Consider the following 25,448-nt stretch of genomic DNA (forward strand, 5'->3'; position numbering starts at 1 on the left):
TGTCCGACCGGCGGGCAGCCTTGAGGGCCCGAGGAGCGGACAGCGCGCCTATGCCGCCGGCGGCCTGGGTGTCCGGGGCGCCGTGCGGTGGTGGCCGGTGGTGTCCACGCCGGGGATCGGATCCGGGCCGCGCCGTGTCCCGCCGCTTTCCGTGCCGCGCCGCGGCCGCCCTGGACCGGCTTCGTCGCCCGGCGCGCCGTACGACTCCTCGCCGCTGACGCCGAGCAACTGTCGCAGCAATGCCATCTCCACCTCGCTGAGAGGCACTTCGGGACAGAGCCGCTCGGGATGGCCCGGAGCGGGACCGGTGGGCGCCGGCGAGGCCGGAGGAGCCGTCGGCGGAATGTAGACCCAGATCTGGCCGAAGGCGATCAGCCAGTTCACCGCGGATCGCCGGCACCGGGCGAGAAGAGAACGCATGTCCGGAGGATGCCCGAGTCGCCAGGACCACGCCAGGGTGGACGCAGCAATAACTTTGGCCAATCCGCTTGCGCTCACCGGGAGTTACCGGACAGTCCTCAGCGGAGTTCGTCCTCCAACAGGCCCATGGTGAACATGTCGTACCACTGGCCGTCGCGCCGGAAGACCTGCCGCAGTCTGCCCTCGTCGACAAAGCCCACCTTCTGGTAGACGTGGTGAGCGGCGTGGTTCTCGGTGACGACGGTCAGCGTGATCTTGTGCAGCCGCATCTCCTCGAAGCCGTAGCGGCAGACCGCCCGCATCGCGTCGGTGGCGTAACCGCGTCCCCAGTACCCCTTCTCACCGAGGTAGACGTCCAGCTCGGCGCATCCGGTCTCCGGCTCGGCGCCGCGGAGCCGGACGAGGCCGATGAGCTCCGTGTCCGAGAGCACCTCGATACCGAGGAGCACATCGCCGTATGTGTTGCGCGGCCGCTCGGCCATCCACCGCTCGACCTGGGCCGGCGACTGTGCGTAACCGTCGTTCATCCAGCGCATGACGTCCGGGTCGTGATTCCACCGCCACAGCGCCTCGGCGTCCGACGGCGCCATGGCCCGCAGCTTCACCAGATCTCCGAGCACCATGTCGCTCAGCCCTTCGTCGCCGGTCATCAGCAGTGTGACGAACCCGGCACCGTCGGCACGGGCCGGACACCACGCTCCATCGAATAAGGGCACGTACGGCGGAGTGAGGCGGCCGTCCGGCTCCGCGCCGGGCCGGCGGGAGCCGGAGACCGTCACATCCGTGTGCGCAGGTCGTCGACCACCTCGGCGATGCCACGGACGGTCGGTTCCTCGAAGTACGCGTACAACGGGACGTCGACGCCGAGCCGGTCGAGTATCCGGGTCGAGATCTGGGTCATCGTGATCGAGTGGCCGCCCAGGTCGAAGATGTCCTCGGTGTCGCCCACGCCGGGCAGGCCGAGTACCTCGCACCAGATCTCCCGCACCGTCTCCCGTACGGTCTCGGAGCCCGCCGACGGCGCGGGTGCCGCCTCGGGCGGCGGCGGAAGCGCGGCTCTGTCGAGCTTGCCGTTCGGTGTGGCCGGCAGCGCGTCAAGAGCGACAAAGACCTCGGGCACCATGTACGCGGGAAGCGCCGCCGCCAGTTCTCTGCGCAGTGCGCCCGCGTCCGCGCCGCCGGTGTGATAGCCGATCAGCCTGCCGTCGCGCACCGCGGCGGCGGCCCGGTGGACACCGTCCACGGCGAGCAGCCGCGACTCGATCTCACCGAGCTCGATCCGGTGGCCCCGGAGCTTGATCTGGTCGTCGGCTCTGCCGAGAAACTCCAGCCGTCCGTCGCCGCGACGGCGCACCCGGTCGCCGGTCCGGTACATCCGCTCTCCCGGCGGCCCGTACGGATCGGGCAGGAATCGCTCGCTGTCCAGTTCCGGCCTGTCGAGATAGCCCCGGGCGACCCCGGCTCCGGCGATGAAGAGATCACCGGGTATGCCGACCGGGACCGGCGCGAGATGTTCGTCGAGCACCCGGATCCTGGTGTTCGCGAGCGGACGGCCGATCGTCACCCGGTCCGGATCGGGCCCGACCTCGTCCGCCGTCGACCAGATCGTCGTCTCCGTAGGACCGTAGACGTTGAGGAGCCTTCCGGCCCTCGGTCGCAGCCGCTGGGCGAGCGTCAGCGGGAGCGCCTCGCCGCCGGTGAGCGCGGTGACCGCGGGCGCGTCGAAGCCCGCGTCCAGGAGCATCGCCCAGCCGGTCGGCGTCGCCTGTATATGGCTGACACCGTGCCGGGCGGCCAGTTCGCGGAGCGCTTCGCCGTCACGCGTCTGGCCTTCGGTCGCCACGACCACCGTGGCGCCCGTGATCAACGGAAGGAAGATCTCCAGAGCGGAGATGTCGAACGACACCGAGGTCAGCGCCAGCCAGCGGTGGGCGGGTCCGGCGTCGAGCAGGTCCCGGAAGGACAGGAGCAGGTTGGTCAGCGAGTGGTGCTCGATCCGCACGCCTTTGGGACGGCCGGTCGAACCGGACGTGTAGATGACATAGGCCAGGTCGCCGGGGCCCGGTGCCACGGCCGGCCCGCCGGATTCGCCGGCTTCACCGGATCCGTCAGGAGACATGGTGTCGATCGCCAGGTCGGCGTCGCCCAGGTCGAGGACGGCCTTCGAGTCGGCCGCGATGAACTCAAGGCGTGCCGCCGGATAGCCGGGATCGAGTGGAATGTAGGCGGCACCGGCCTTGAGGACTCCGAGCAGGCCCACCACAAGGCGCTCCGAGCGCTTCGCCCGCACCGCGACAAGCGCGCCCGGGCCGACGCCTTTGCCGCGCAGCCGGTCCGCGAGCCGGTCCGCGGCGGTGTTCAGCTCGGCGTAGGTAAGGCGGCGGTCCGCGTGGATGACGGCCGTGGCGTCCGGTGTCCGTGCGGCCTGTTCCGCGACCAGTTCCGGGACGGTCGGCCCGGGATACGCCACCGCCGTGTCGTTCCAGTCGGCAAGCGTCCTGTCGCGCTCGTCGGGTCCGAGCAGCGAGAGCTCGGCCAGCGTGGTCTCGGGCGCGGCCGTGACATGGCCGAGAGCGGTCAGCCAGTGCCGGCCGACGCTCTCGGCCTCCGCGCGCGCGATCGACCGCGGCGGATACTGCAGAAGGACGCTGAACTCATCGCGTCCGTCGACCAGTTCGAGGCGCAGCGCGTTGCGGGCGGTGTGGTTGGACGGTCCCCAGTCCACCGACGCGGCGACTCCGGGAAACTCCGGCGCGGCCGTCGGCCGGCGGTACGACAGCGAGACCGGCGCGAGTGCGACGCCCGGCTTCACTCCGGCGCCGACGCGTCCGAGCGGCACGTCGCGTACCCGGTACAGCTCCCGGAGCGCGGTCCTGATCTCGCGGGCGAAGCCGGCGAACGGTGTCCCGCCCTCCGGCTCGGAGGTAAAGGGCAGTTCATTGACGTACACCCCGACGCGGTCCCGCTGATCCGGTGTCCGGGTGCCGAGGTCGAGCGCCGTGACCGGCGCGCTGTTGCCGTAACGGAACAGGAGCGCGTGCACGGACGCGACGATCAGCTCGAACCGCGTGACACCGATCCGTTCCGCCGTCGGTCCGAGTCGGGCCCGCAGCTCCTCGGGAAACCTGAACTCCACCGACTCGCCGGCCCGCACTCCTCGGGCGGTCCGGTCCAGGCCGGGAAGCACCACCTCGTCGCCGCCGAGCGGATGCTCCGCCCAGTACCGCCGCGCCGCCGGCAGGTTGGCGGCGATCCGCTTCTCCTCGGCGCCCACCGGTTCGCCGGGTGGAAGTTCCGGTGGTCCGGCCGGGCCGTGTCCGCCTCCGCCGAGCTCCGCTCCGTAGAACGTGGCGAGGTCGGCCGCGAACAGCTCCATCGAGCGGCCGTCGAAGACCAGGTGATGGGCGACCACGAGCAGCCGGTGTTCGCGCGGGCCCACGATCTGCAGCGTGAGACGGCACAGCGGCCCCCGGGCGAGGTCGAACGGCGCCAGGATGTGCTGCCGTGTGGCCTGGACGCTGTCCTGTCCGGTCCTTCGCTCGACCACCAGCTCGGGCCGTGCCGAGCCCGGGATCAGGAAAGGCGCGCCGGACCGGTCCTCGACGACGCTGGTGAGGCTGGGATGCCTGCGCAGCACAGCGGCGCAGGCGCGGTGGAGCGCCTCGATGTCGAGATCACCGTCGAAGCTCACGATGAACGGGACGTGGTGCACCGCTCCGCAGTCGTCGAGCAGCTCGTTGAACCAGATACCGCTCTGCGCGGCGGTGGCGGGACGCGCCTCCGGTCGTGTCTGGATCGCGGTGTGAGGACCGGCAGGAGCATCGGACATCGAACACGTCCTGTCACCGTCGTGGGGATGGTGGGTCCGGACGGAGAGAGCTGTCCCGGGTACTGCGGCCGGGAGCTTTCTCCGTGCCGATCTGCTCACTCAATCTGCCTGAGGCTGATCGGAATATGCAATGTCGCGATGGATCTTGACTACCTTTTTTCATTTCCAAGGACGCCGGCCCCAAACCGTGCCGGATCCGGGATCTCCGGCCCGGGCCGCGCCGACCGCTGACCACCCGTACGGCGAACTCGCCCGGCCGATCGCCCAGTTGGGAGCGGTGCCGGAACAACTGGCCATTGACAGGTTCCGAAGCCTTGATCAATCATCGCGGTGCACTCCAGGTGGCCGTCAGAAGCACCTGGAGGTGACCACGGCTCACCCATCTGTTCAGTCCGGCGGACAAGGAAGTTGGTGCGCATCATGACCGTATGGGGTGGTGGGCGGACCGACACCGGCCGACGCCGCGGCCCGCACTCTCCGACCGCGCACGACCCTCCGCGTCCGCCGCCGTCCGCGTGACCGATCAGCGTGCGCCGCTCACGGCGTGGTCATCGGTTTCGCACCAGCACGCCCGGCACGCCGTACGGAGCACGGACGGCGCCTCGGTGCCCCAGTCATCCTCACGGCCGGGCCGGATCAGGCCCGTATCCTCTGCCGCACCAGTCCTGACCACCGTGATCAGCGTTCTGACCACCTCGACCGGCGTTCGGCGACCTCGACAGGCGTCATGAACCACCGGGCCGGACACCGCCCGGACGCCGATCCCGTACGCGCACCCGGACCGGCATCGACAAGCGGCGCGCCGACGCGCACCGATGACCGGGCGTTTTCCGGCCTCCCCCACTCCCGGATCATGTTCCGCGCTGCCCGGGCCGGCGCTCCGCGCACTCGCCCAGGTGAAACCAGCTCTCAGGCCGGGCCGGAGCCGTCCCGGCCGCTCGTGCCGCTCACCTTCAGTCACCCCTGTGAACAAGCCTCCTCCAGAGGGGAAGACCCAGCTTTGCCGGCGAATCAGACGTTTCGAAATTCGGTCTCCGAGCAATCACCCGCGATACGGAAGCAGACGCCTGTCGAGCCACTGGCGGACCGCCACGCGCCACTGGCGCTGTCCTTCGCGCAGCAGCGGTTGTGGTTTCTGGCTCAGATGCAGGGCGCGAGCGAGGCATACCACATGCCGCTGGCGCTCCGTCTGCGAGGCCCGCTGGACCGCGAGGCACTGACCCGTGCGCTGGACGCGCTGGTCGCTCGCCACGAGGTGCTCCGTACCCGTCTGGTCACCATGGAAGGCGAGGCGTTTCAGCGGATCGACCCGGCCGATGTGGGCTTCGCCTGCCGGATCGACGATCTGACCGGCCGGCCCGATGCCGAGGCGCGACTGGCCGCCCTGCGGCAGGAGGAGGCCACCGCGCCCTTCGACCTCGCGCGAGGGCCCTTGGCCCGGGGCCGTCTGGCCGTACTGGCGGCGGACCATCATGTGTTGATGCTGACGATGCATCACATCGTGTCGGACGGCTGGTCGATGGGTGTGCTGACCCGGGAACTCGGCGCGCTGTACGCCGCTTTCCACCGTGGTGAGGCCGATCCGCTGCCGCCGTTGCCGGTGCAGTACGCCGACTACGCGGCGTGGCAGCGGAAGTGGCTGGCCGACGGCGGACCGGCCGGGCAGAGCGACTACTGGAAGGAAGCCCTGACAGGTGCCCCGGCGCTGCTCGAACTGCCGGCCGACCGACCGCGTCCGGCCGAGCAGGACTATCGCGGCGGACGGCTACGGCTCGAATTCGACCGGGATCTGACCACGGCCCTCAAGTCCCTGAGCCGTCAGCACGGCAGCACCCTGTTCATGACCCTGCTGGCCGGCTGGGCACTGGTGCTCTCGCGGCTGTCAGGCCAGACCGACGTGGTGATCGGCACTCCCACCGCCAACCGCCGCCGCGCCGAACTCGAAGGGCTGATCGGTTTCTTTGTCAACACTCTGGCACTGCGCATCGACCTGTCCGCCACACCGACCGTCGCCGAGCTGCTGAAGCGGACGCGGCGTACGGCACTGACAGCACTGGCACACCAGGACCTGCCGTTCGAGCAGGTGGTCGAGCTGGTCAATCCGGACCGCGGCATGGCGCACACGCCGCTGTTCCAGACGATGTTCGCCTGGCAGAACAACGAGGAAGGCGTGCCGGAGCTGCCGGGCGTCGAGGTCACCTCGCTCGATTCGCCGTACACCGTGGCCAAGTTCGATCTGACACTGTCGTTGGCTGAGGAGGACGGTCGCGTCGTCGGAAGCCTGGACTACGCCACCGCGCTGTTCGACGCCGGGACGATCGCGCGCTACGGCCGCTGTCTGCGACAGGTGCTGGAGCGGATGGCCGCCGGTCCCGACCGGCCGGCCGACGCGCTGGAAATGCTGTCCGAGGCGGAGCGGGAGCGGCTGCTGGAGGGCTGGAACGACACCGCGCGGGAGGTGCCCGGAGCCTGTTTCCCGGAGCTGTTCGAGGAACGGGTACGCAGATCGCCGGAGGCGGTGGCGGTGCGATTCGGTTCGCTGTCGCTGTCCTACGGAGAGGTGAACGCGCGGGCGAACCGGCTGGCCCGGCATCTGACGGGGCTGGGAGTGGGTCCCGAGCGGATCGTAGCGGTGGCGCTGCCACGCTCGGTGGAGTGGCTGGTCGCGGTGGTGGCGGTGATGAAAGCCGGCGGAGCGTATCTGCCGGTGGATCCGGAGTACCCGGCCGAGCGGATCGCGTACATGCTCGACGACGCGCGGCCGGTCTGTGTTCTCACCGACTCGGCCACCGCGCACACCCTGCCCGGCACGGCCGATCCGCTCGTACTGGACGGCATACGGACGGAGACGGCCGATCCCACCGATCTGACCGACGCCGACCGGAGCGCGCCACTGCTGCTGGGATCTCCGGCGTATGTCATCTACACCTCGGGCTCGACCGGCCGGCCCAAGGGAGTGGTCGTCACCCACCAGGGCATCGCGAGCCTCGCGGCGGCCCAGAGCGAGCGCCTCGGTCTCACGCCCGCGAGCCGGGTGCTGCAGTTCGCCTCGCCGAGCTTCGACGCCGCCTTCTGGGAGGTGTGCATGGCGCTGCTGTCCGGGGCGCGGCTGGTGATGGCGCCGACGGACGAACTGCTGCCCGGCGAGGGCCTGGCGGCCCTGGTGCGCCGCCACGGTGTCACCCATGCGACGCTGCCGCCCGCCGCGCTGGCGGTGCTGCCCGAAGACGCCCTGCCCGACGGCACGACCCTGGTCGTGGCGGGCGAGGCGTGCCCGCCGGCGACGGCCGGGCAGTGGTCGGCCGGCCGCCGCATGATCAACGCGTACGGTCCGACCGAGACGACCGTCTGCGCCACCATGAGCGGACCGCTGTCCGGTGCCATGACCCCGCCCATCGGCACTCCGGTGGTCAACAGCCGGGTATATGTCCTCGACAGGCGCCTCGGGCCCGTCCCCGTCGGCGTGACCGGCGAGCTGTACGTCGCCGGGTCGGGCCTGGCACGCGGCTACCTCGGTCGCGCCGGGCTGACGGCCGAGCGGTTCGTGGCCGATCCGTACGGTCCCGCCGGCAGCCGGATGTACCGCACCGGCGATCTGGTCCGACGGCGGACCGACGGCCGGCTCGACTTCGTGGGCCGCGCCGACCACCAGGTGAAACTGCGCGGCTTCCGTATCGAGCCCGGTGAGATCGAGGCCGCGCTGCTCGACCGGCCCGATGTGTCCGAGGCGGTGGTGCTGACCGACCGCGACGCCGCCGGAGAGGCTCGGCTGGTCGCCTGCCTCGGCAGAGGCGACGCGCCGGCGCGGCCGACCGGCGAGTGGCGGACCGCGCTGTCGGGACGGCTGCCCGGCCATATGATCCCGGCGCTCTTCGTGGAGCTGCCGCGACTGCCTCGGACCGCCAACGGCAAGCTGGACCGCGCGGCGCTGCTCCGGCGGGCGCGCGACACCGGGCCCGTCCAGGTCAACCAGGCGAGCCCTCGCGACCACATCGAGATGACGCTCTATCAGATATGGAAGCGACTGCTGCTCCAGCCGGACATCGGCATCGGTGACAGCTTCTTCGACATCGGCGGCACCTCGATCTCGGCCATCAAGATGGCGCATGCCGTGCGTGAGGCGTTCGGCGTGGCCCTGCCGGTGCGCGACATCATTGTGAACCCGACCATCGAGGCGCTGGGCGGGCGGCTGCGCCAGGGATCCTCCGGGCAGCCGCCGAGCAATCTGATCGAGTTCCGCGAAGGCGACGGCCACCGGCGGGTCGTCTGCGTACATCCGGCCGGCGGCACCGCCTTCTGCTATCTGTCGCTGGCCAAGGCGCTGCCGGAGAGCTGTGGTGTCTACGGCATCCAGTCACCCGGAGTGAATCCCGGCGAAGACTTCCTGCCCACGGTCGAGGCCATGGCCGAGGCGTATGTGCGGCTCATCGAACCGCTGCTGGACGGACCGCTGGTGCTGACCGGACTCTCCTACGGCGGCCTGGTCGCCCACGAGATGGGACGTCTGCTGGCGCTGGCCGGCCACACCGAGCTGAGCGTGGTGCTCCTCGACACACAGGGCACGGACGACGCGGAGCGGCGTGCCCTGACCGCGCCGGTGGACAGGGCCGAATTCCGGGAGAAGCTCGTCAAATTCAACGGCATGTATCCGGGCATCGACGATCAGCAGGTGGACCAGTACTTCCATATCTACAACCACAACCGGATGTCGGCGCGCGACTATCTGGCACCGCCGTCGGCGGCCCGGACGGTCCTGGTGCAGGCCGCGGAGGCCGGGCAGGACACTCCCGAACTGGCCGAGGTGCGGGACTTCTGGCGCCGCCGCGCCGACGCCGGCTTCCTGGTCGAGCCGGTGCGCTGCGACCACTGGGAAATCCTGGAAACCGCCGAGGTACTGAACGTGGCCGCGCTGCTCAGGGCCGAGCTGGCGCGCTTCCCGGTATCCCGTCCGCTGCCGTCCGCCGGACGGCAGGCCGAGTCCGCCCTGGCGCAGGAGGCATGATGGAGCCCGGATCGAACCCGCCGGCCGGATCTCCGGCCGCCGGACTGGCCGAGAGCGTGCTCGCTCAGGCCCGCCGCACGCCCGCCGCCGTCGCGCTGACCGACGGCGGGCGCGCTCTCGACTACGCGGAGCTGGACACCGCGAGCGCGGCCGTCGCCCGTGCGCTGCGCGGTCATGGTGTGCGACCGGGCCAGGCGGTGGCGGTCTGTCTGCCGCGTTCCTGGCAGCTTGTCTGCGCCATGCTGGGCATCCTGCGGCTCGGCGCGGTGGTCGTACCTCTCGACGCGCAGAGCCCGCCGGAGCGCCGGAGCCATGTCCTGACCGACTCGGCCAGTGTGGCGCTGGTCCACGCGGCCGCGGTGCCCGACGGCCTGCCCGGTGGCGTAAGGCCGCTGGCGGTCGACGCGCTGCTGGCCCCGGCTCCCGACGCCGGTCCCGCACCGGACTTCGCCGCCCCACCGGTCTCGTTCCTCTTCTACACCTCCGGGACCACCGGCCGGCCCAAGGGTGTCGAGGTACGGGACGCCGGCATCCTGCGGCTGGCCAGGCCCGGCTACATCCGGCTCGGCGAGGCCGCCCGCTACGCCTGTCTGTCCAATCCGGCCTTCGACGCGCTGAGCTTCGAGGTCTGGGTGCCGCTGCTGACCGGCGGCTGCTGTGTGATCCTCGGCGACGGCGATACGCAGTCGCCGCACGCGCTGTCGGCCGCGCTGTCGCGTGAGCGTGTCGACACGCTGTTCATCACCGTGGCGCTGTTCAACGCGGTGGTCGACAAGGTGCCGGACTGCTTCGCCGGCGTCGGCCAGGTGCTGGTCGGCGGCGAGCAGCTCAACGCCCGGCTGATCCGCCGCTGGTACCGGGACAACGCCACGAGCGCCACTCAGCTCTACAACGTCTACGGGCCCACCGAGGCCACCACCTTCGCCCTCTGCCATCCCGTCCCGCGCGACTTCGACGGCGAGGTGGTGCCGATCGGACGGCCGCTGCCGGGCACCGAGGCGCTGCTGGTGGCCGAGGGCGCGCGGCCGGCCGGACCCGGTGAGGTGGCCGAACTCCACCTCGCCGGAGAGGCGTTGGCGGCCGGCTACCGCGATCTGCCGGACGAGACGGCGCGCGGTTTCGTACGGCTGCCCTGGCACGACGGCGGCCGGCGCCGCTACTACCGCACCGGCGATCTGGTGCGCCGCGACGCCACGGGCCGTGTCGAGTACGTCGGACGCGCCGACCGCCAGGTCAAGGTCCGCGGCTTCCGTATCGAGCCGGGCGAGGTGGAACGGCAGATCCTGGCCCATCCCGCGGTGCGGCAGGCGTATGTGTGCACCCGGCGCGACGAGGCGCCGGGAGTGAACGAGTTGCTGGCCTATCTGGTGCTGGGTGCCGATCTGTCGTTCGACGAGTTCGACCGCCATCTCGCCGCCGCTCTGCCGTCGTACATGCGGCCGCACCGGGTCCATCTCGTCGCGGCTCTGCCGCTCAACGCCAACGGCAAGGTCGACCGGACGGCGCTGCTGGACCGCGACGACCCGCCCTGGCGGAGCGCCGCACCGGCCGATACCGCCGTCACCACCCGCCAGCGCGAGCTGCTCGAACTGGCGAGCGGGATTCTCGGAGTGCCGGAACTACGTCTGGGCGACCGCTGGATCGCCAACGGCGGCGACTCTCTCAAGGCCCTGCGGCTGCGCTTCGAGGTCCGCCGGCGCTGGGGCCGCGAACTGCCGCAGGCGCTGGTCCTGCGAGAGGATTTCGCGGAGCTGGCCGCCGCGATCGAGGCGGACCCGGCGGCCGGCGGCTCGCCCTACCCGGCGCCGCCGGTCCCGGCGGGAGCGCGCTCGGCGCCGGCCACCTCCGAGCAGCAGCGGCTGTGGCTCCTGCAACAACAGGCGCCGCACTCCCGCGCCTACAACGTCGGACTGGCCTTCCGGCTGCGCGGCACGGTCGACATCGCCGCGCTGCGGCGGGCACTGCGGCGACTGGTGGTGCGCCATCCGGCGCTGCGCACCTCCTTCGAAGCCACGGCCGAGGGACTGCGCCAGACGGTGGCCGAGCCCTACGACCCGTGGACGGAGACCGGCGCGGACTCCGGCCATGACGAGACGCGGTGGCGTGCCGTCGCCGACCTGCTCCTCGCCACGCCTTTCGACCTGGCGGATCCACGGCTGTTCCAGGCGTACTGGCTGCCACGGGACGACGGCGGAATCCTGCTGCTGCGTCTGCACCACATCGCGGTCGACGGCTGGTCGCTCAATGTGCTCTTCCGCGCGATCTCGGCCGACTACGCGGCCGCGCTGGACGGGGACGCGCGGGAGGAAGGCGTGGAGGAAGCGGCCGCCGGAGCGCCGACGCCGCTGGACTACGCCGCCTGGCAGGCCGAGTGGTTCGGCCGCCCGGACTATCTCGCGCAGCGCGCCGCCCTCCGGGCCCACTACGGCGGCCTGGAAGAGGTGGCCGCGCCGCTGGAGCCGGTCCGCACCGGAGGCCGCGCCGAGGGCCGGCTGCTGCACACCTCGCTGGACCTGGTCCGCCGGGCCGCTCTCGACCGGCTGGGCACCGAGCTGGGGCTCACGCGTTTCCAGGTGCTGCTGGGCGTCTTCGCCTGGAGCCTCTACGGCGTGACCGGCCGTACGCATCCGCGTATCGCGGGTCCCGTGGCCAACCGGCCGGTGCAGGATTTCGACGCCGCCGTCGGCATGTTCGCCAACACCGTGCTGCTGCCGGTGGAGCTGGCGCCGCACGAGGAGCTGCGCGCGCGGCTGCGGAGTCAAAGCGCCGGCGTTCAGGCGGTGCTGGACCGGCAGGACGTGGCGCTGGCCGACGTACTCGCCGACCAGCGATTCCGCGTCGAGGGACCGCCGTTCGACTTCATGTTCGTTCTGGAGAACACCGATTTCGCCGCGCTGGCGCTGCCGGGCTGCGAGACACGGCCCGAATGGCTGGTGCCGGCCGAGGCGAAGTGCCCTCTGACCCTGTCGGTGGTCGAGCACGAGGCCGGCTTCGACTGCCTGTGGGAGTACGCCGACGACCACTTCGACGCCGCCGAGGTGGCGGCGATGGCCGACCTGTTCCGGCAGGGACTGGACCGGCTGGCCGAGGGCGCGCCGACCACTCTCGCCGAGCTGGTGGCGCCCTACCGGCGCGGCCTGGCCGAGCCCGGCCGGGGCCCGTCGGCGGCGCCGGAATTCACCACGGTCGCCGAGGGCTTCGCCCGCCAGGTGGCTCTGACGCCCGGCGCGACGGCGCTGGTGGCCGGCGACCGCGAGGTGAGTTACGCGGAACTCGACGCGTACGCCGCCGCGTTGGCCGCCGAGTTGCGGGCGCGTCATCCACTGCCGCCGGAGGACGACCGTCCGCGCTGTGTCGCGCTCCACTTCGACCCGTCGGTGGAGCATGTGGTGGCACTGCTGGCGCTGGCCCGGCTCAACCTCACCATCGTGCCACTCGATCCCGCCTATCCTCCGGCGCTGTTGCGGCAGATCCTGGACCAGGTGGAGCCGCTGTGCGTCCTGCTGGCGCCCGGCGGTGAGGCGGCGCTCGACGCCATCGCGCCGAGCGGCCACCCACGCCATCCGGTCACACTGTCGACCGCCACCGCACCGGCGCTGCCTCCGCACGACGGCCGGCGGCCGCTCTACACACTGTTCACCTCCGGCTCCACCGGCACCCCCAAGGGCGTGCAGGTGCCCGACCGCACCCTGTGCGATCTGTTGCAGTGGCAGCGCGAGTCCGGCGGTCTCGCTGCGTCCGCCGTCACACAGCAGTTCTCGATGCTGTCCTTCGACGTCTCCTTCCAGGAGATCTTCGGCACGCTCTGCGGCGGCGGCCGGCTGCACCTGGTGCGGCCCGGCTGGCGGCAGGACGGACCGGCGCTGCTGGACCAGCTCGAAGAGGCCGGTGTCGAGCGCGTGTTCATGCCGTACGTCGCTCTGCAGCTCCTGGCCGAGCACGGCGTCCACCTGGGCCGCTACCCGTCGCGGCTGCGGGAGGTGGTCACCGCCGGCGAGCAGTTGGTGTGCACCGACGCCATCCGGCGCTGGTTCGCCGGGCTGCCCGGAGCGCGTCTGTTCAACCACTACGGCCCGACCGAGACCCATGTGGTCAGCGCTCTCCGCCTGGACGGCGACCCGGCGCGCTGGCCCGACCGTCCGGCCATCGGCCGGCCCGTGGCCAACGCCTGGCTCCGGGTCGTCGACGATGCCGATGAGGCCGTCCCGCCCGGCTGTCCCGGCCGGCTGCTGATCGGCGGACCGATGGCCGCGCCGTGCTACCTGGACGACGAGGAGCTCAACCGGGCCCGCTTTGTCGAGCTGCCCGGCCTCGGGCGTTTCTACCGCAGCGGTGACCGGGCCCGCTTCGACCGGCAGGGCCTGCTGCACTATCTCGGACGCGACGACCAGCAGATCAAACTGAGCGGCCACCGGCTGGAGTTGGGCCAGGTCGAGGCGGCGCTGCTGCGGCATCCCGGGATCGTCAACGCGGTCGTGGTGCGCGACGGCGAGCACCTGGTGGCCTGTCTGCAATGCCGTGGCGCGTCTCCGGCGCCGGAGGAGCTGGCGAGCCATCTCGCGCCACTGCTGCCCGCCTACGTACGGATCAGCCGCTTCCGCCGGCTGGCGGCCCTGCCCCGTACTCCCAGCGGCAAGCTGGACCGCCGCCTGGCCCTGACCGCACCGGGCGAGGAACTGCGCCCGCGCGGCGCCGCCGCGCCGGTCCTCTCGGCGCGCGAGGCACAGCTCACCGAGGTGTTCGAAGCGGTGATCGGCAAGCCCATCGGGCCCGAGCAGCGGTTCTTCGACGCCGGCGCCTCCAGCCTCGGCCTGATGCGCTTCCATCTGCGCTGCACCGCCGAGCTGGGGATGCGGTTCACGATCCCCGACCTGTTCGAGCATGTCACCGTCGGACGGCTGGCCCGCTTCCTCGAAGGACGGCCTGCCACCACGGACCAGGACGTATCAGCGAAGCCGGACGCGTCCGCGCCGGGCCCGGCCGACGAGCCGGTCGCCGTCATCGGCATGTCGGTGCGGCTGCCCGGCGCCGACGGCCTGGCCGCCTTCTGGGAGATGGTGAAAGCCGGCGGCCGTGGCATCGAGCACTTCGACGCCGCCGACGGCCTGGTCGGCGCCCGCAGCCAGATGGCCGGGCTGCTGGCCTTCGACCCGGAGCGTTTCGGCATCAGCCGGCAGGAGGCGCGGCTGATGGATCCGCAGCAGCGCCATCTGCTGATGAGCTGTGTGGAGGCGCTGGCGCACGCCGGAATCGCCGACCCGGCGCGGGAGCGCATCGGACTGGTCGCCGGCTGCGGTGAGAACACCTACTTCCAGGCCATGCTGCGCGAGGCCGACCCGGCGCGACTGCCCGACGGCTTCCAGATGGCCCTCCACCACGACAAGGACTTCCTCGCCACCAAGGCCGCCTACCACCTCGGGCTGAAGGGCCCCGCCTTCACCGTGCAGGCGGCCTGCGCCAGTTCGCTGGTGGCGGTCCATGTCGCGGCCGGTCTGCTGCGCCAGGGCGACGCCGGGCTGATGCTCGTCGGCGGTGTGCTGGTCGACACGCAGCTCGGTGGCGGCTACCGGTACCGGCCACAGCACATCTTCTCCAAGGACGGACACTGCCGTCCCTTCAGCGAGGACTCCAGTGGCACCGTCGGTGGCAGCGGTGTCGGCGTGGTCGTCCTGAAGCCGCTGAGCGCGGCGCGACGCGACGGCGACACGGTGTACGCGGTGATCACGGGCTCCGCCATCAACAACGACGGCGCCGACAAGCTCAGTTACAGCGCGCCGTCGCTGGCCGGCCAGCGCGAGGTGATCCGGACCGCGCTGCGCCGCAGTGGCCGCGCCGCCGCCGACCTGGGTTATGTCGAGGCGCACGGCACCGGTACGCAGCTCGGTGACCCGGTCGAAGTCGGCGCGCTGCGGCAGGCGTTCGACCTCGCCGAGTCGGACCGCTGCGCACTGGCATCGGTGAAGAGCCAGATCGGCCATCTGGGCGCCGCCGCCGGAGTGGTCGGACTGGTTCGGGCCACGCTCGCGGTCCACCATGGCCTGATCCCGCCCAATGTCGACTTCCACGGTCTCAATCCGCGGATCGGACCCGACCCGACGCCGTTCTACATACCGACCGAGGCCCGGCCCTGGCCCGCCGGGCGGAAGCGGGTGGCGGCGGTGAGCAGCTTCGGTATCGGCGGCACCAACGCCCATGTGGTACTCGAAGCGGGCGAGCCGGCCGCGCGGCCCACCGCCGTACCGTGTCTGATGCTCTCCAGCGGCAGTGCGGCCGGGCTGCGCGCCGACGCCGACCGCGTCGCCGACTATCTGGAGGCCCGGCCCGAGGCGTACGGCCAGGTGCTGCGCCACCTTCAGGCGGGCCGTCCGTCGCACCGCCGACGGGCGGCGGCGGTCTGCGCCGACGCGGCGGCCGCGGTGCGCTGGCTGCGTACGGCGGCCGGCGTCGCGGTCCGGCCGAGCGAGGTGACCCGCTCCGCCGAAGGCCGTACGGCCGAGGCACTGGCGGCCGCCTGGCTGGCCGGTGAGGAGATCCGTTGGCCGGCCGGACCGGCGCAGGCGCCGTGGGACTTCCCGCCGCCCGCCTTCGAACTGGCCGACTACGACTTCGAGCGCGCCGCGCCGCCGGCCGCGCCGGAGCCCGAGAAGGAGCCGGCGGAAGAGCAGGGTCCGCGGCGGCTGGCCGAGGCCGACTGGCTGCACCAGCCGCACTGGGTGCGGCTGCGCCGCGCCGTCGCGGACACCGGCTCCCGGACAGCCGGCCTGCTGGTCGTGATGACGGCGCGGCCGCTGGCACCGGAGGCGTTGCGGCCGTTCGAGACGGGCTGGGCCCGGGTCGTACGGGTCAGCGCGGCCGACACCTTCGCGAGGCTGGCGGACGATGTCTACGAGGTGGATCCGGCCGATCCGGTCTCGCTGCGGCTTCTGCTCGACGCGCTGGCCGACGCGGGCCGGGCCGGTATCGACTGGCTGCACGCGCTGCCGCTGACGGTCGACGGACCGGTGGGCGAGGACACGCTGACCCTCGCCCGCTGGGCCTGTCTCGACTCGCCCGCCGCGCTGCTCCAGGCGATGGCCGGCCTGGAACAGGCTCCGCGCGTACGGGCCTGGTGGCTGTCGCACCGGGCCCAGCCGGTGGAGGGCGCCGTACAGCGGCCGGAACTGGCGCTGCTGGCCGGCGTCTGTGAGGTGGCGCCGCAGGAACGCGGCCTCGACGGCCGCTGGCTGGACCTGCCGGGCCGCGAACTCGCCGACTGGGCGCCGCTGTTGCCGGCGATACTGGCCGATCCCGAGGTCCCGGCGGACCCGCTCCGGCGTTTGGCGCTGCGGCAGGGCTACTGGTGGCAGCCGACGCTGCTGCCGGTGACCGCGCCCACCGCGGCGGCTCCGTCCGTACTCCCGGCCGGTCGGAGCGTCCATCTCATCCTCGGAGGCACCGGCGGTATCGGCCGGGCCATCGCGGCCTGGCTGCTGCGGGAGCGGGCCGACTGCCGGGTGATCCTGCTGGCGCGGCGCGCGCAGTTGCCGCCCGAGCTGGCGCCATGGGCGGGCCGCGTCGAGCTGATCGAGGCCGATCTGGCCGAGACCTCGGCCGAGACGATCCTGGCCCGGCTCGACCGGCTCACTCAACGCCTCGACGGTGTGATCCACGCCGCGGGCGTGGCGGCCGGCGGCCTGATCGTGCGGCGCGACGCGGCGGCGACGCGGCATACGACAGCGGCGAAGCTGCGCGGCGCTCTGCTGACCGAGCGGCTGATCGAGCGCTACCGGCCGGCCTTCGCCGTCTACTGCTCCTCGATGTCGGCGCTGTTCGGCGGTGTCGGCCAGCTCGACTACGCCGCCGCCAACGGTCTCCTGGACGGCTTCGCCCGCCACCGGCCCGGCGACGCCGAGACCACACTGCGACTCGGCATCGACTGGGACATCTGGAGCGAGGCCGGCATGGCACGGCACGCGCTGCCGACGGACACCCGCCACCAGGCCCATCTCGCGGTGGGCCTCACGGTGGAGGAAGGACAGCGGCTGTTCGCTCAGGCGCTGCGGCTGCAACTCCCGCAACTGCTGGTCTCCACCACCGCCATCGAGCGGGCCCGCGACTTCTACACGGCGCCGGCCGAGGCACCGGCGGTCATCACGGAGCCCGGCCCGGCCACCGCGTCGGCCACCGAGCAGCTCGCCGACTGGCTGCGTCACTGGCTCGGGCTGGAACTGCTCGACCCGGACGCCTCGCTCTACGATCTGGGCGCCGATTCGCTGACCCTGCTGGACCTGATCGGAGAGGTGAAGCGCCGCTTCGGCGTCGACCTCGAACTGTCCCAACTGAGCCACCGGGTCAGCCTGGCGGAGGTACTGGCGCGGCTGGCCGAACAGGCGCCCACGGAGCCGTCCGACGCGGACCCGGTGACGCTGGAGGTCTGGCAGGCGGGCACGGGACGCGACCTGCTGTGCCTGGTCCATCCCGTCGGCGGCGACATCCAGGCCTACCGCGCTCTGGTGTCGGCGCTCGATCCCGGGCTCACCGTCTGCCTGATCGCCGACCCGGCGCTGCGACGGCCGGAGCTGCCGGCCTGGTCGCTGACCGAACGGGCCGTGCGCTACCGCGCGGCGCTCCAGAACCGCTTCCCGCACGGCGAATGGCGCTGGCGGCTGGCCGGCTGGTCCTTCGGTGCCTGGGTGGCGACAGCGATGGCCGCCGAAGCGGAGACGGCGGGCCGGCCGGTCGACGATCTTTATCTGCTCGACCCGCCGCCACCGGGAGCCGGGCCGCGTTTCCAGAGCTACGACGAGGCCCAGCTCGAAGCGGTCTTCGCCCATGAGCTGGGCCAGGGCCCGGAAGGAGCGGCGACCGGCCCGGAGGCCAGGTCCTACGCCGAGCGGCTGGCGCACTGCTGCCGGGCCAATCTGGCCGGCATGGCTCAGTACGAGCTGCCTCGGCTGGCCGAAACCACCGGCCGGCTGTGGCTGGCGAGCCGGCCGGTGGCCGGTCTGCCGGCGCTGGGAACACCGGAAGCGCAACACCGGCTGTGGCAGGCGCATCTGCCCGGACTGGCGGGCTGGCAGTGCCTCGACACCACGCACTACGACATCGTCAGGCCGCCGCGGATACAGGCGGTGGCCGAGGCCATCAACGCGGCATCGCTGCCGGTCCTCGAAACCCACTGACGCGCACACGCGGATCACACCAGGAAGAAACCGCCGTGGACACGCCCCACCCGATGGTCCGGCCCGGCCCCGGTGCTCTCCGGCGCCGGCCGGTCCGCCGCCTTCCCGGGACACCGTCCGGACCACCACCGACAGCGGGCCGCGTCACACCGCGGCCACTCGACCGACGAGCCGAGGCCCTTCACCATGAATCCCTACCAGTCGCTGCCACCGCGCTCGTTCTGGCGCTCAGCCGTCGCCGAGCCGGACATGCTCGGCATCGGCGATCTGTGGACACCCGCCTTCGCCATCGGGCAGGACGACCTCATCCTGACCGCCGGTTCCTGCTTCGCCCGCCACATCGGCCGCGCCCTGCTCGAACAGGGCATGAACTGGCGTGACGCGGAACCGGCTCCACCGGGGCTCACCGAGGCCGAGCGCCAGGCCCGGCACTATGGTGTGTTCTCCTTCCGCACCGGCAACATCTACACCGCCGCCACCCTGCTCCAGTGGCTGACCTGGGCCTATGGCAACGCCACACCGCCTGACGGGATCTGGAGCGAGGACGGACGCCACTTCGACGCGTACCGTCCGGCCGTCGAGCCCGACGGGTACGAATCCGCCGAGGCGCTGTCCGCCGCCCGGCAGGCGACCCTGGCGGCGATTCGCGGCGCCGTCGCCGAGGCGAGCTGCCTGATCTTCACTCTGGGACTGACCGAAGCCTGGCAGGACCGCGCCGACGGCACCGTCCACCCGGTCTGTCCCGGCACCGTGCGCGGCACCTTCGACGCCGAGCGGCATGTCTTCCACAACTACACCTTCGACGAGGTGTACCGCGATCTCTCGGCCGCCATCGCGCTGGCCCGCACCGCCAATCCAGGGCTCCGCGTCCTGCTCACGGTGTCGCCGGTACCGCTCACCGCGACCGCCACCGGCGGCCACGCGCTCACCGCCACCACCTACTCCAAGTCCGTATTGCGGGCCGTGGCCGGTCAACTGGCCCAGGAACACGACCATGTCGACTACTTCCCTTCGTACGAGCTCATCACCGGCTTCCCTTTCAAGGCGGTGTTCTTCGAGCCGAATCTGCGCGCCGTCACACCGGAGGGCGTCGCCTTCGTCATGCGCCAGTTCTTCGGCGCGCTCGACCGGCGCCCGGCCGAACCGCGGCCGTCCCGCCGTGCCGGGCATTTCAGCGGAGAGGACTTCTGGTGTGAAGACGCCGTACTCGACTACTACAACCACGGCTAGGTTTCTGCTGCTGGGCGACTCGCACGCCGGTCCGGTGGGCCGGGCGGCGCGGGCGGCCGGCATCCCGTTCAGCGGCGGCCCGATCGGCGCCGGGCGTGAATTCACGGCCGGGTTCTTCGACGTCGCCGCGCACGATCTCGTCTTCCGCAAGCCGGAGGCGGACACGCTCTATCGACGCTTTCTCGGCGAGCTGGGTGTGTCCGGCCTCGGGCGGATCGGCGTTCCGCTGGTGTCGACCTTCGGCTTCAGTGCCCACTTCGTCGCGACCACGGAGAACTGGCAGGTCTACCGGATCCGCGGTGGTGGGTTCGCGCCGGGATTCCTGACGAGCCGGCTGTTCGACGACATCGTCCGCGCCATGGTCCGCGACGCGCTGGCCTTCTACCGGCACGCGCGTGGCCTCGGCCTGCGGGTGCTGGCGGTGATGCCACCGCAGCGGGTGCCCGCCCAGTCCGATCCGGTGGTCTTCATGGCGGCGCAGGACTCCGTCCGCCGCGCGCTCGTCCCACTCGGTGTGGAGATCGTCGATCTGCGCGACCGGGTCACTGACGAGACGGGCTTCCAGCGTCCCGAGCTGTGCGAGGCGGACGACGCGATCCACGGCAACCTGGCGTTCGGCCGGCTGATCCTGGCCGACCTGCTGGCGCGAGGGCTGTGAACGAAACCGCGACACCGCCGGCCGGCGCCGGGCCGCCGGCCGCGTACGACCGATGTCACACCAACCGCAGGAGGACGCAATGGAACAGTTCGCACTGGATGCGGTCGAGCGCATCACCACGAGGAAGCCGGAGGTCTACGACACCATCGCGGTCGATCCGCTGACACCGCTGCTCGGTGCCGAGGTGTCCGGCCTCGACCTCTCGAAGGAACTGACGGACGAGCAACTGGACGAGGTGAAGCGCGCCTTTCTGGCACACCATGTGCTGGTGTTCCGCGACCAGACGCTGTCGGGCGAGGACCACAAACGCCTCGCCGCGCACTTCGGCGAACTGCATCCCGTCGCACTGGCCGCCGACGGCTCCGACGAGTTCATCCTCGAAATCAGCGCCACCCGGGAGTCGCGCGCCGTGGCCGGCGCCGGCTGGCACGCCGACGGCACGGCCGACGCCGAGCCCTCGCTCGGCTCGATGCTCTACATCACCCGTACGCCGGAGATCGGCAGCGGCGGCGACACACTGTTCGCCAATATGCATCTCGCCTACGAGCTGCTGTCGCCGGCCATGAGGACATTCCTCGACGGCCTGACCGCGGTCCATGACGGCCTGCTCGCCTGGCAGGGCCAGACCCCGCCGCCGGAGTATGTCGTGCCCAGGACCGAACATCCCGTGGTGGCGCGCCATCCCGAGACCGGCCGCAAGCTGCTGTTCGTCAACGGCGCCTACACCTCGCACATCGTGCAGCTCTCGCGCGACGAGAGCAGGGCCGTACTCGACATGCTGTTCGCTCATATCGCCCGTGTGCCCATGCTCAACTGCCGGGTCCGCTGGACGCCCAACACACTGGTGTTCTGGGACAACCGCTGTGTCCAGCACCATGCGACCTGGGACTACTATCCGCACTCGCGCTACGGCCAGCGGGTCGCCATCAACGGTCACCGGCCCCAGCCCGGAGGCACGGTGGCGCCGTAAGGGACCTGTGGTGTGTGGTGACAGTGCCACCTGGCCGCCGGGCGGACGGCGCCACTCTCACCACACACCACGGCAGCGGTGTGTTCAGGCCGCGGCGCGGGCCAGGCTCTCGGCCAGTCCGTCGGCAAGCCGCTCGTAGGCCGCCCGGCGCCGCTCGGACCGGCCTGCCGCCTGCCGCTGGTCGGCATGGGCGTGGGCACACACCCGCACCTGGGCGAAGGGATATGTCCCGGCATAGGCCCGCGCGTCTCCCGACGCGTAGGCGCGCGCCATGGCCTTCGCGTTGGCCAGTGCGTTGGCGTCGGCGTAGGACTCCACGTTGGCGCCGGTGTTCATCGTGGCGTAGGTGTCGGCGTACTCGACGGCCGCGCTCTCGTCGAAACCGTTGGCCGTCGCATAGGCATGAGCACCGGCATACGCCGTGGCAAAGGCGTCCGCGTAGGCGTAGGCGAGGCGATAGGCGTCCCGTACCACCGGTCCGAGCGCCGCCGTCCACCGGGCTTCCTCGATCCGCTCGCCGGCCAGCGCCTTCGCGTGCAGGAGCCGCACGGCCCGCTGCGGGCCCGTGTCCGCGCCGTCCCGGGCGCTCGCCTCCGCCAGCATCGGTACGACAACACGGGCGTGCCAGTCGTGCACCACGGTGAACGGCACCTGGCCGCCGAGGCGTTCGAGCTCGCCGTGGACACGTCGCGCCCAGTCCTTCGACACGGCGGGCTCCTGTCCCTCGAACAGCGCGGCGACCACCTGTGTCAGCCACGGCGGCGTTTCCGCCGGCGGATGGGCCGCCGGGCCCTTGTCGCCGGGGTCCGCCGGGACGGCTTCGAGCCGGGCGAGAAAGTGCGGGAACGGCTCGACGGCGGCCGGGGAACGGCTCATGTGCTCTCTCCTCATGCGTGAGCGGGAAGTTCCAGGCCGGCTCCATGAAGGGCTGCCGGACCTCACACGCGACATACCCGCGGGAACGACCGGGCCACGCACGCGAGGAAGGGTCTTGGCGCCAAGATGGATCTATGAGTGACACCTTCAGTACGCGAACCATCAACGTGACGACCGGCTCCGCGGAGACCGTTCATGACCTGACCGAGGCATGTTCGTCGTTCCTGCGAGAAGTGGCCCGGGGCCGCGACGGCCTCCTCAATGTCTTCACCCCGCACGCCACGGCGGGCCTGGCCCTGATCGAGACGGGCGCGGGCAGTGACCACGACCTGCTGGCGGCCCTGCGGTCGCTTCTTCCCGGTGACGACCGCTGGCAGCACAGGCACGGGACACGCGGCCACGGCCGGGACCATGTCCTGCCGGCACTCGTGCCGCCGCACGCCACCCTGCCGGTGCTCGGCGGCCGGCTGGAACTGGGCACCTGGCAGTCGGTCTGCCTGGTCGACACCAACACCGACAACCCGGACCGTCAGGTCCGCCTGAGCTTCCTGGGCTGACTCGTCCGTCCTCCCGGAGGGATGCGGACACGCCTCGCGCGGCCGCGACCGTGGCTCCCGCAGCCGCGGCCGACTGGACGCGGGCCGAGGCCGGTATGTCACGGTTGCCTGGCGGACGCCTGTGCCGGGCCGGGTGCGCTGAGCAGGCCGGCGAGCAGTCGCAGTCGCTCGTCATCCGGCCCGCCCTCGTCGGCGGTGTAGACGATGAGCATCGGTCCGGGAGCACCGGGCATCGGATAGGCGTCCCAGTCCAGGGTCAGCTCTCCGACCAGCGGGTGGTTGACGCGCATCCGTCCGCGTGTCGTCTCCTCCACGTCGTGGCGGGCCCATGTGGTGGCGAACTCGTCACTGCGGACCGAGAGTTCGCCCACCAACCGCACGGCGCGCGGGTGCCCGGGATCGGCCGCGACCTGTGCACGCAGCATCGCGGTCAGCTCGGCGACGGTGGCTGCCCGCTCCGGGCATGCCCGGTCGGCCTCCGGGTGGAGCAGCAGTGACAGCAGGTTCCGCTCGGCCTGTGGCCGCTGGGTGAACTCGCCCAGCAGGGCGCCGGCCAGCGGGTTCCAGGCCAGTACGTCCAGAAAGCGGCCGATGACCACGGCGGGCGAGGTCATGGTGCGGAGCAGTCGCAGCGTGGTGGGCGGTACCTCCTCCGGCACGTGGCGGCGTGGTCGGCGGGCCGGGGTGCGCGCGGCCGCGGCGAGGCTGTGCAGGTGCCGGGACTCCTCGGTGGAGAAGTTGAGAGCGCGCGCGAGAGCGTCCAGGACCTGGTCGGAGGGCCGTACGTCGCGTCCCTGCTCCATGCGCTGGTAGTAGTCCGCGCTCATCCCGGCCAGCAGGGCCAGTTCCTCACGTCGCAGCCCGGCGACGCGCCGCCTCGGACCCGGTTCCAGACCGACGTCCTCTGGTCGCAGCCGGGTACGGCGGGTCCGCAGGAACTCGGCGAGTTCGCGTCGGGAGCTGTCGGTCGAGGTGAGAGGGGCGTCAGTCACGGCAGCAGTATGCCTCGGGCGCGGCTTGTGAAGGTGGGTCTGTCAGTCCCAGGAAAGAGCGAACGACCGTGATGTCGCGAACGCGGTCCAGGATCGGATCCACCACAGCCGTCCACGGAAGGAACAGCGACATGAAGGCCGCACAGATCACGAGTTACGGCGCATCGGACGTCCTGCGGGTCGCTGATGTCGACCGCCCGGTTCCCGGTGCGGGTGAGGTGCTGGTGGCGGTCGACGCGTCCAGTGTGAACGGGCACGACGTGATCGTCCGCGCCGGCGAGCTGAAGCTTGTGTCGGGACGCCGGTTCCCGATCGGTGTCGGGCTGGATTTCGCGGGCGCCGTCGTCGCGACCGGCGCCGGTGCGGAGGGATTCCGGGCCGGAGAGCGGGTGTGGGGCACGGTGCATCCTCGGCAGCGGCACCTCACCGGTGGAGCGGCCGAGTACGTCGTGGTTCCCGTGGACCGTATCGCGCCCGCTCCGGCGGGCATCTCACCGGTTGAGGCGGCCTCCCTGGTGGTCGCGGGCGCGACGGCACTGATCGCGCTGCGCGACAGCGTGCGTCTCGCGAGCGGGGAACGGGTCCTGGTGCGTGGCGCGGCGGGCGGAGTCGGCACGGCCGCCGTACAACTGGCTCACGCGCTGGGCTGCCATGTGACGGCGCTGGCCCGCGACCGCCACGCCCAGATCCTCGCCGGTCTGGGCGCCGACGAGGTCCTCGACTACGGCTCCACCACCTCGGACCGGATCGGACCGTTCGACGTCATCGTCGACACGGTCGGTTCGGAACTGAACTGCTACCGAGGACGGCTGGCCAAGGGCGGCCGGATGGTCACCGTCGGTCTGTCGGCCACCGCCCTGGCCGCGATCGCGGCGTCGAGCGTGCACGGTGCCCGCCGCGTCCGCACCTTCAGCGCCAATCCCGACACCGCCGTGCTGAGGGAGCTGGCCGGCCGTGTCACCTCGGGTGCGCTGCGCCCCGTGGTCAACAGCGTGTACCCGCTCGCGGACATCGCCGCCGCGCACCAGGCTTTCGAGCGCGGCGGCGTCGTGGGCAAACATGTGGTCGCGGTGACCCGGGAAGCCTGAGGCTTTCGCCAAGTAACGGGCCGAATCCCTTGACCACATCACCAATCGGAGTAATCGTTGTAAATAGACCGGCCAACCGCGGCAGGACTTCCGAGTGGAGGGCCTGTCGGGCACCGGCCAGGTTCCCGGTGGTTTTGAGGAACGCGAGAGTGTTGTTCGGGACTTTCCGGGGACCGTCTTGTGCGCACGGCGCGGATGTCCGGGCCGGCGACGCGTTCAGCCGTCCAGGGAGTCCGGGGAGTCCAGGGAGTCCAGGGAGTCCAGCCTCGCGCAGGACACCGTCCCTCCCGGCCCACGTGTCCTTGATGTGATGCCGCGCCCCGCCCGTCCCGCTCACGAGACAGCGCGTCCGCGTACCGAGACACCATTGACCTGATCCGGAAACGCTCGCTACGTTCGGCGCCATGTTGCGTTCAGCTCTGCTCACCACGCGCGGTCACATCGACCTGCTGCGGGTGGCCTCCGCCGCGTGTTGTCGCGGTCGCTGACCTTTTCCCGCGCTTCCGCCGTTCTCGCTCCCGGCCCGCGCCCCGCCGTTTCTCCGGCTTCCCGCTGACCGAGCGCCGCGGCCACCGTCCCGTCACCGCCATGCGCGGACCTCTGGACGGCTCCGCTCCGGCGCGCCCCGCCGCCTCTCCGGTCTGACCTCTCCCCCGCTCCCGCCC

13 protein-coding genes are annotated in these 25,448 nt (G+C 71.6%); 8 read left to right on the forward strand and 5 right to left on the reverse strand.

From position 1 onward, the window contains the following. Window positions 1-48 precede the first annotated feature (48 nt). The 3 genes from PV679_RS29695 to PV679_RS29705 form a co-directional block, all read right to left on the reverse strand. The gene (locus tag PV679_RS29695) at window positions 49-420 is read right to left on the reverse strand and encodes a DUF6059 family protein (protein WP_319683644.1); all 372 of its coding nucleotides are present in this window, start codon (window positions 418-420) and stop codon (window positions 49-51) included. A gap of 98 nt (window positions 421-518) precedes the next feature. Continuing rightward, a complete protein-coding gene (locus tag PV679_RS29700; RefSeq protein ID WP_319683645.1) occupies window positions 519-1,070 on the reverse strand; it encodes a GNAT family protein in 552 nt (183 codons plus the stop codon). A 125-nt stretch (window positions 1,071-1,195) separates the two neighbouring features. Further along, on the reverse strand, window positions 1,196-4,249 hold the full coding sequence (locus PV679_RS29705; RefSeq protein ID WP_319683646.1) for an amino acid adenylation domain-containing protein: 3,054 nt from the start codon (window positions 4,247-4,249) through the stop codon (window positions 1,196-1,198). Between the two features lie 1,000 nt (window positions 4,250-5,249). On the opposite strand from PV679_RS29705, the gene PV679_RS29710 reads away from it, so the two are divergent. From PV679_RS29710 to PV679_RS29730, 5 genes are all read left to right on the forward strand, one after another. Next, window positions 5,250-9,251: an amino acid adenylation domain-containing protein gene (locus PV679_RS29710; RefSeq protein WP_319683647.1), complete on the forward strand. Its 4,002-nt coding sequence runs from the start codon at window positions 5,250-5,252 to the stop codon at window positions 9,249-9,251. Next, complete coding sequence (locus tag PV679_RS29715; RefSeq protein ID WP_319683648.1) at window positions 9,248-18,412, forward strand: non-ribosomal peptide synthetase; 9,165 nt, start codon at window positions 9,248-9,250, stop codon at window positions 18,410-18,412. The genes PV679_RS29710 and PV679_RS29715 overlap by 4 nt, the downstream gene beginning before the upstream one ends. 186 nt (window positions 18,413-18,598) lie before the next feature. After that, window positions 18,599-19,642, forward strand: a complete 1,044-nt coding sequence (locus tag PV679_RS29720) for a GSCFA domain-containing protein (protein ID WP_319683650.1) — start codon at window positions 18,599-18,601, stop codon at window positions 19,640-19,642. After that, a complete protein-coding gene (locus PV679_RS29725; protein WP_319683651.1) occupies window positions 19,605-20,300 on the forward strand; it encodes a hypothetical protein in 696 nt (231 codons plus the stop codon). Before PV679_RS29720 ends, PV679_RS29725 begins: the two co-directional genes overlap by 38 nt. A 79-nt stretch (window positions 20,301-20,379) precedes the next feature. Then, window positions 20,380-21,270, forward strand: coding sequence for a TauD/TfdA dioxygenase family protein (locus PV679_RS29730; RefSeq protein ID WP_319683652.1), 891 nt, complete (start codon window positions 20,380-20,382; stop codon window positions 21,268-21,270). An 84-nt stretch (window positions 21,271-21,354) separates the two neighbouring features. Here the strand turns inward: PV679_RS29730 and PV679_RS29735 are convergent, their stop codons facing one another. After that, window positions 21,355-22,146: a SpcZ gene (locus PV679_RS29735; RefSeq protein WP_319683653.1), complete on the reverse strand. Its 792-nt coding sequence runs from the start codon at window positions 22,144-22,146 to the stop codon at window positions 21,355-21,357. Window positions 22,147-22,280: 134 nt separating this feature from the next. On the opposite strand from PV679_RS29735, the gene PV679_RS29740 reads away from it, so the two are divergent. Then, window positions 22,281-22,703, forward strand: coding sequence for a secondary thiamine-phosphate synthase enzyme YjbQ (locus tag PV679_RS29740; protein WP_319683654.1), 423 nt, complete (start codon window positions 22,281-22,283; stop codon window positions 22,701-22,703). Window positions 22,704-22,801: 98 nt separating this feature from the next. Here the strand turns inward: PV679_RS29740 and PV679_RS29745 are convergent, their stop codons facing one another. Next, window positions 22,802-23,695: a helix-turn-helix transcriptional regulator gene (locus PV679_RS29745; RefSeq protein ID WP_319683656.1), complete on the reverse strand. Its 894-nt coding sequence runs from the start codon at window positions 23,693-23,695 to the stop codon at window positions 22,802-22,804. A gap of 131 nt (window positions 23,696-23,826) precedes the next feature. Here PV679_RS29745 and PV679_RS29750 point away from each other — a divergent pair, with 131 nt between their 5' ends. Next, window positions 23,827-24,783: an NADP-dependent oxidoreductase gene (locus PV679_RS29750; protein ID WP_319683658.1), complete on the forward strand. Its 957-nt coding sequence runs from the start codon at window positions 23,827-23,829 to the stop codon at window positions 24,781-24,783. 404 nt (window positions 24,784-25,187) lie between these two features. Beyond that, entirely contained in the window at window positions 25,188-25,271 is an 84-nt protein-coding gene (locus tag PV679_RS36260; protein WP_329223698.1) for a putative leader peptide, read from the forward strand. Window positions 25,272-25,448: the final 177 nt, after the last annotated feature.

The sequence above is a fragment of the Streptomyces sp. AK02-01A genome, from assembly GCF_033795305.1.
Classification (GTDB): domain Bacteria; phylum Actinomycetota; class Actinomycetes; order Streptomycetales; family Streptomycetaceae; genus Streptomyces.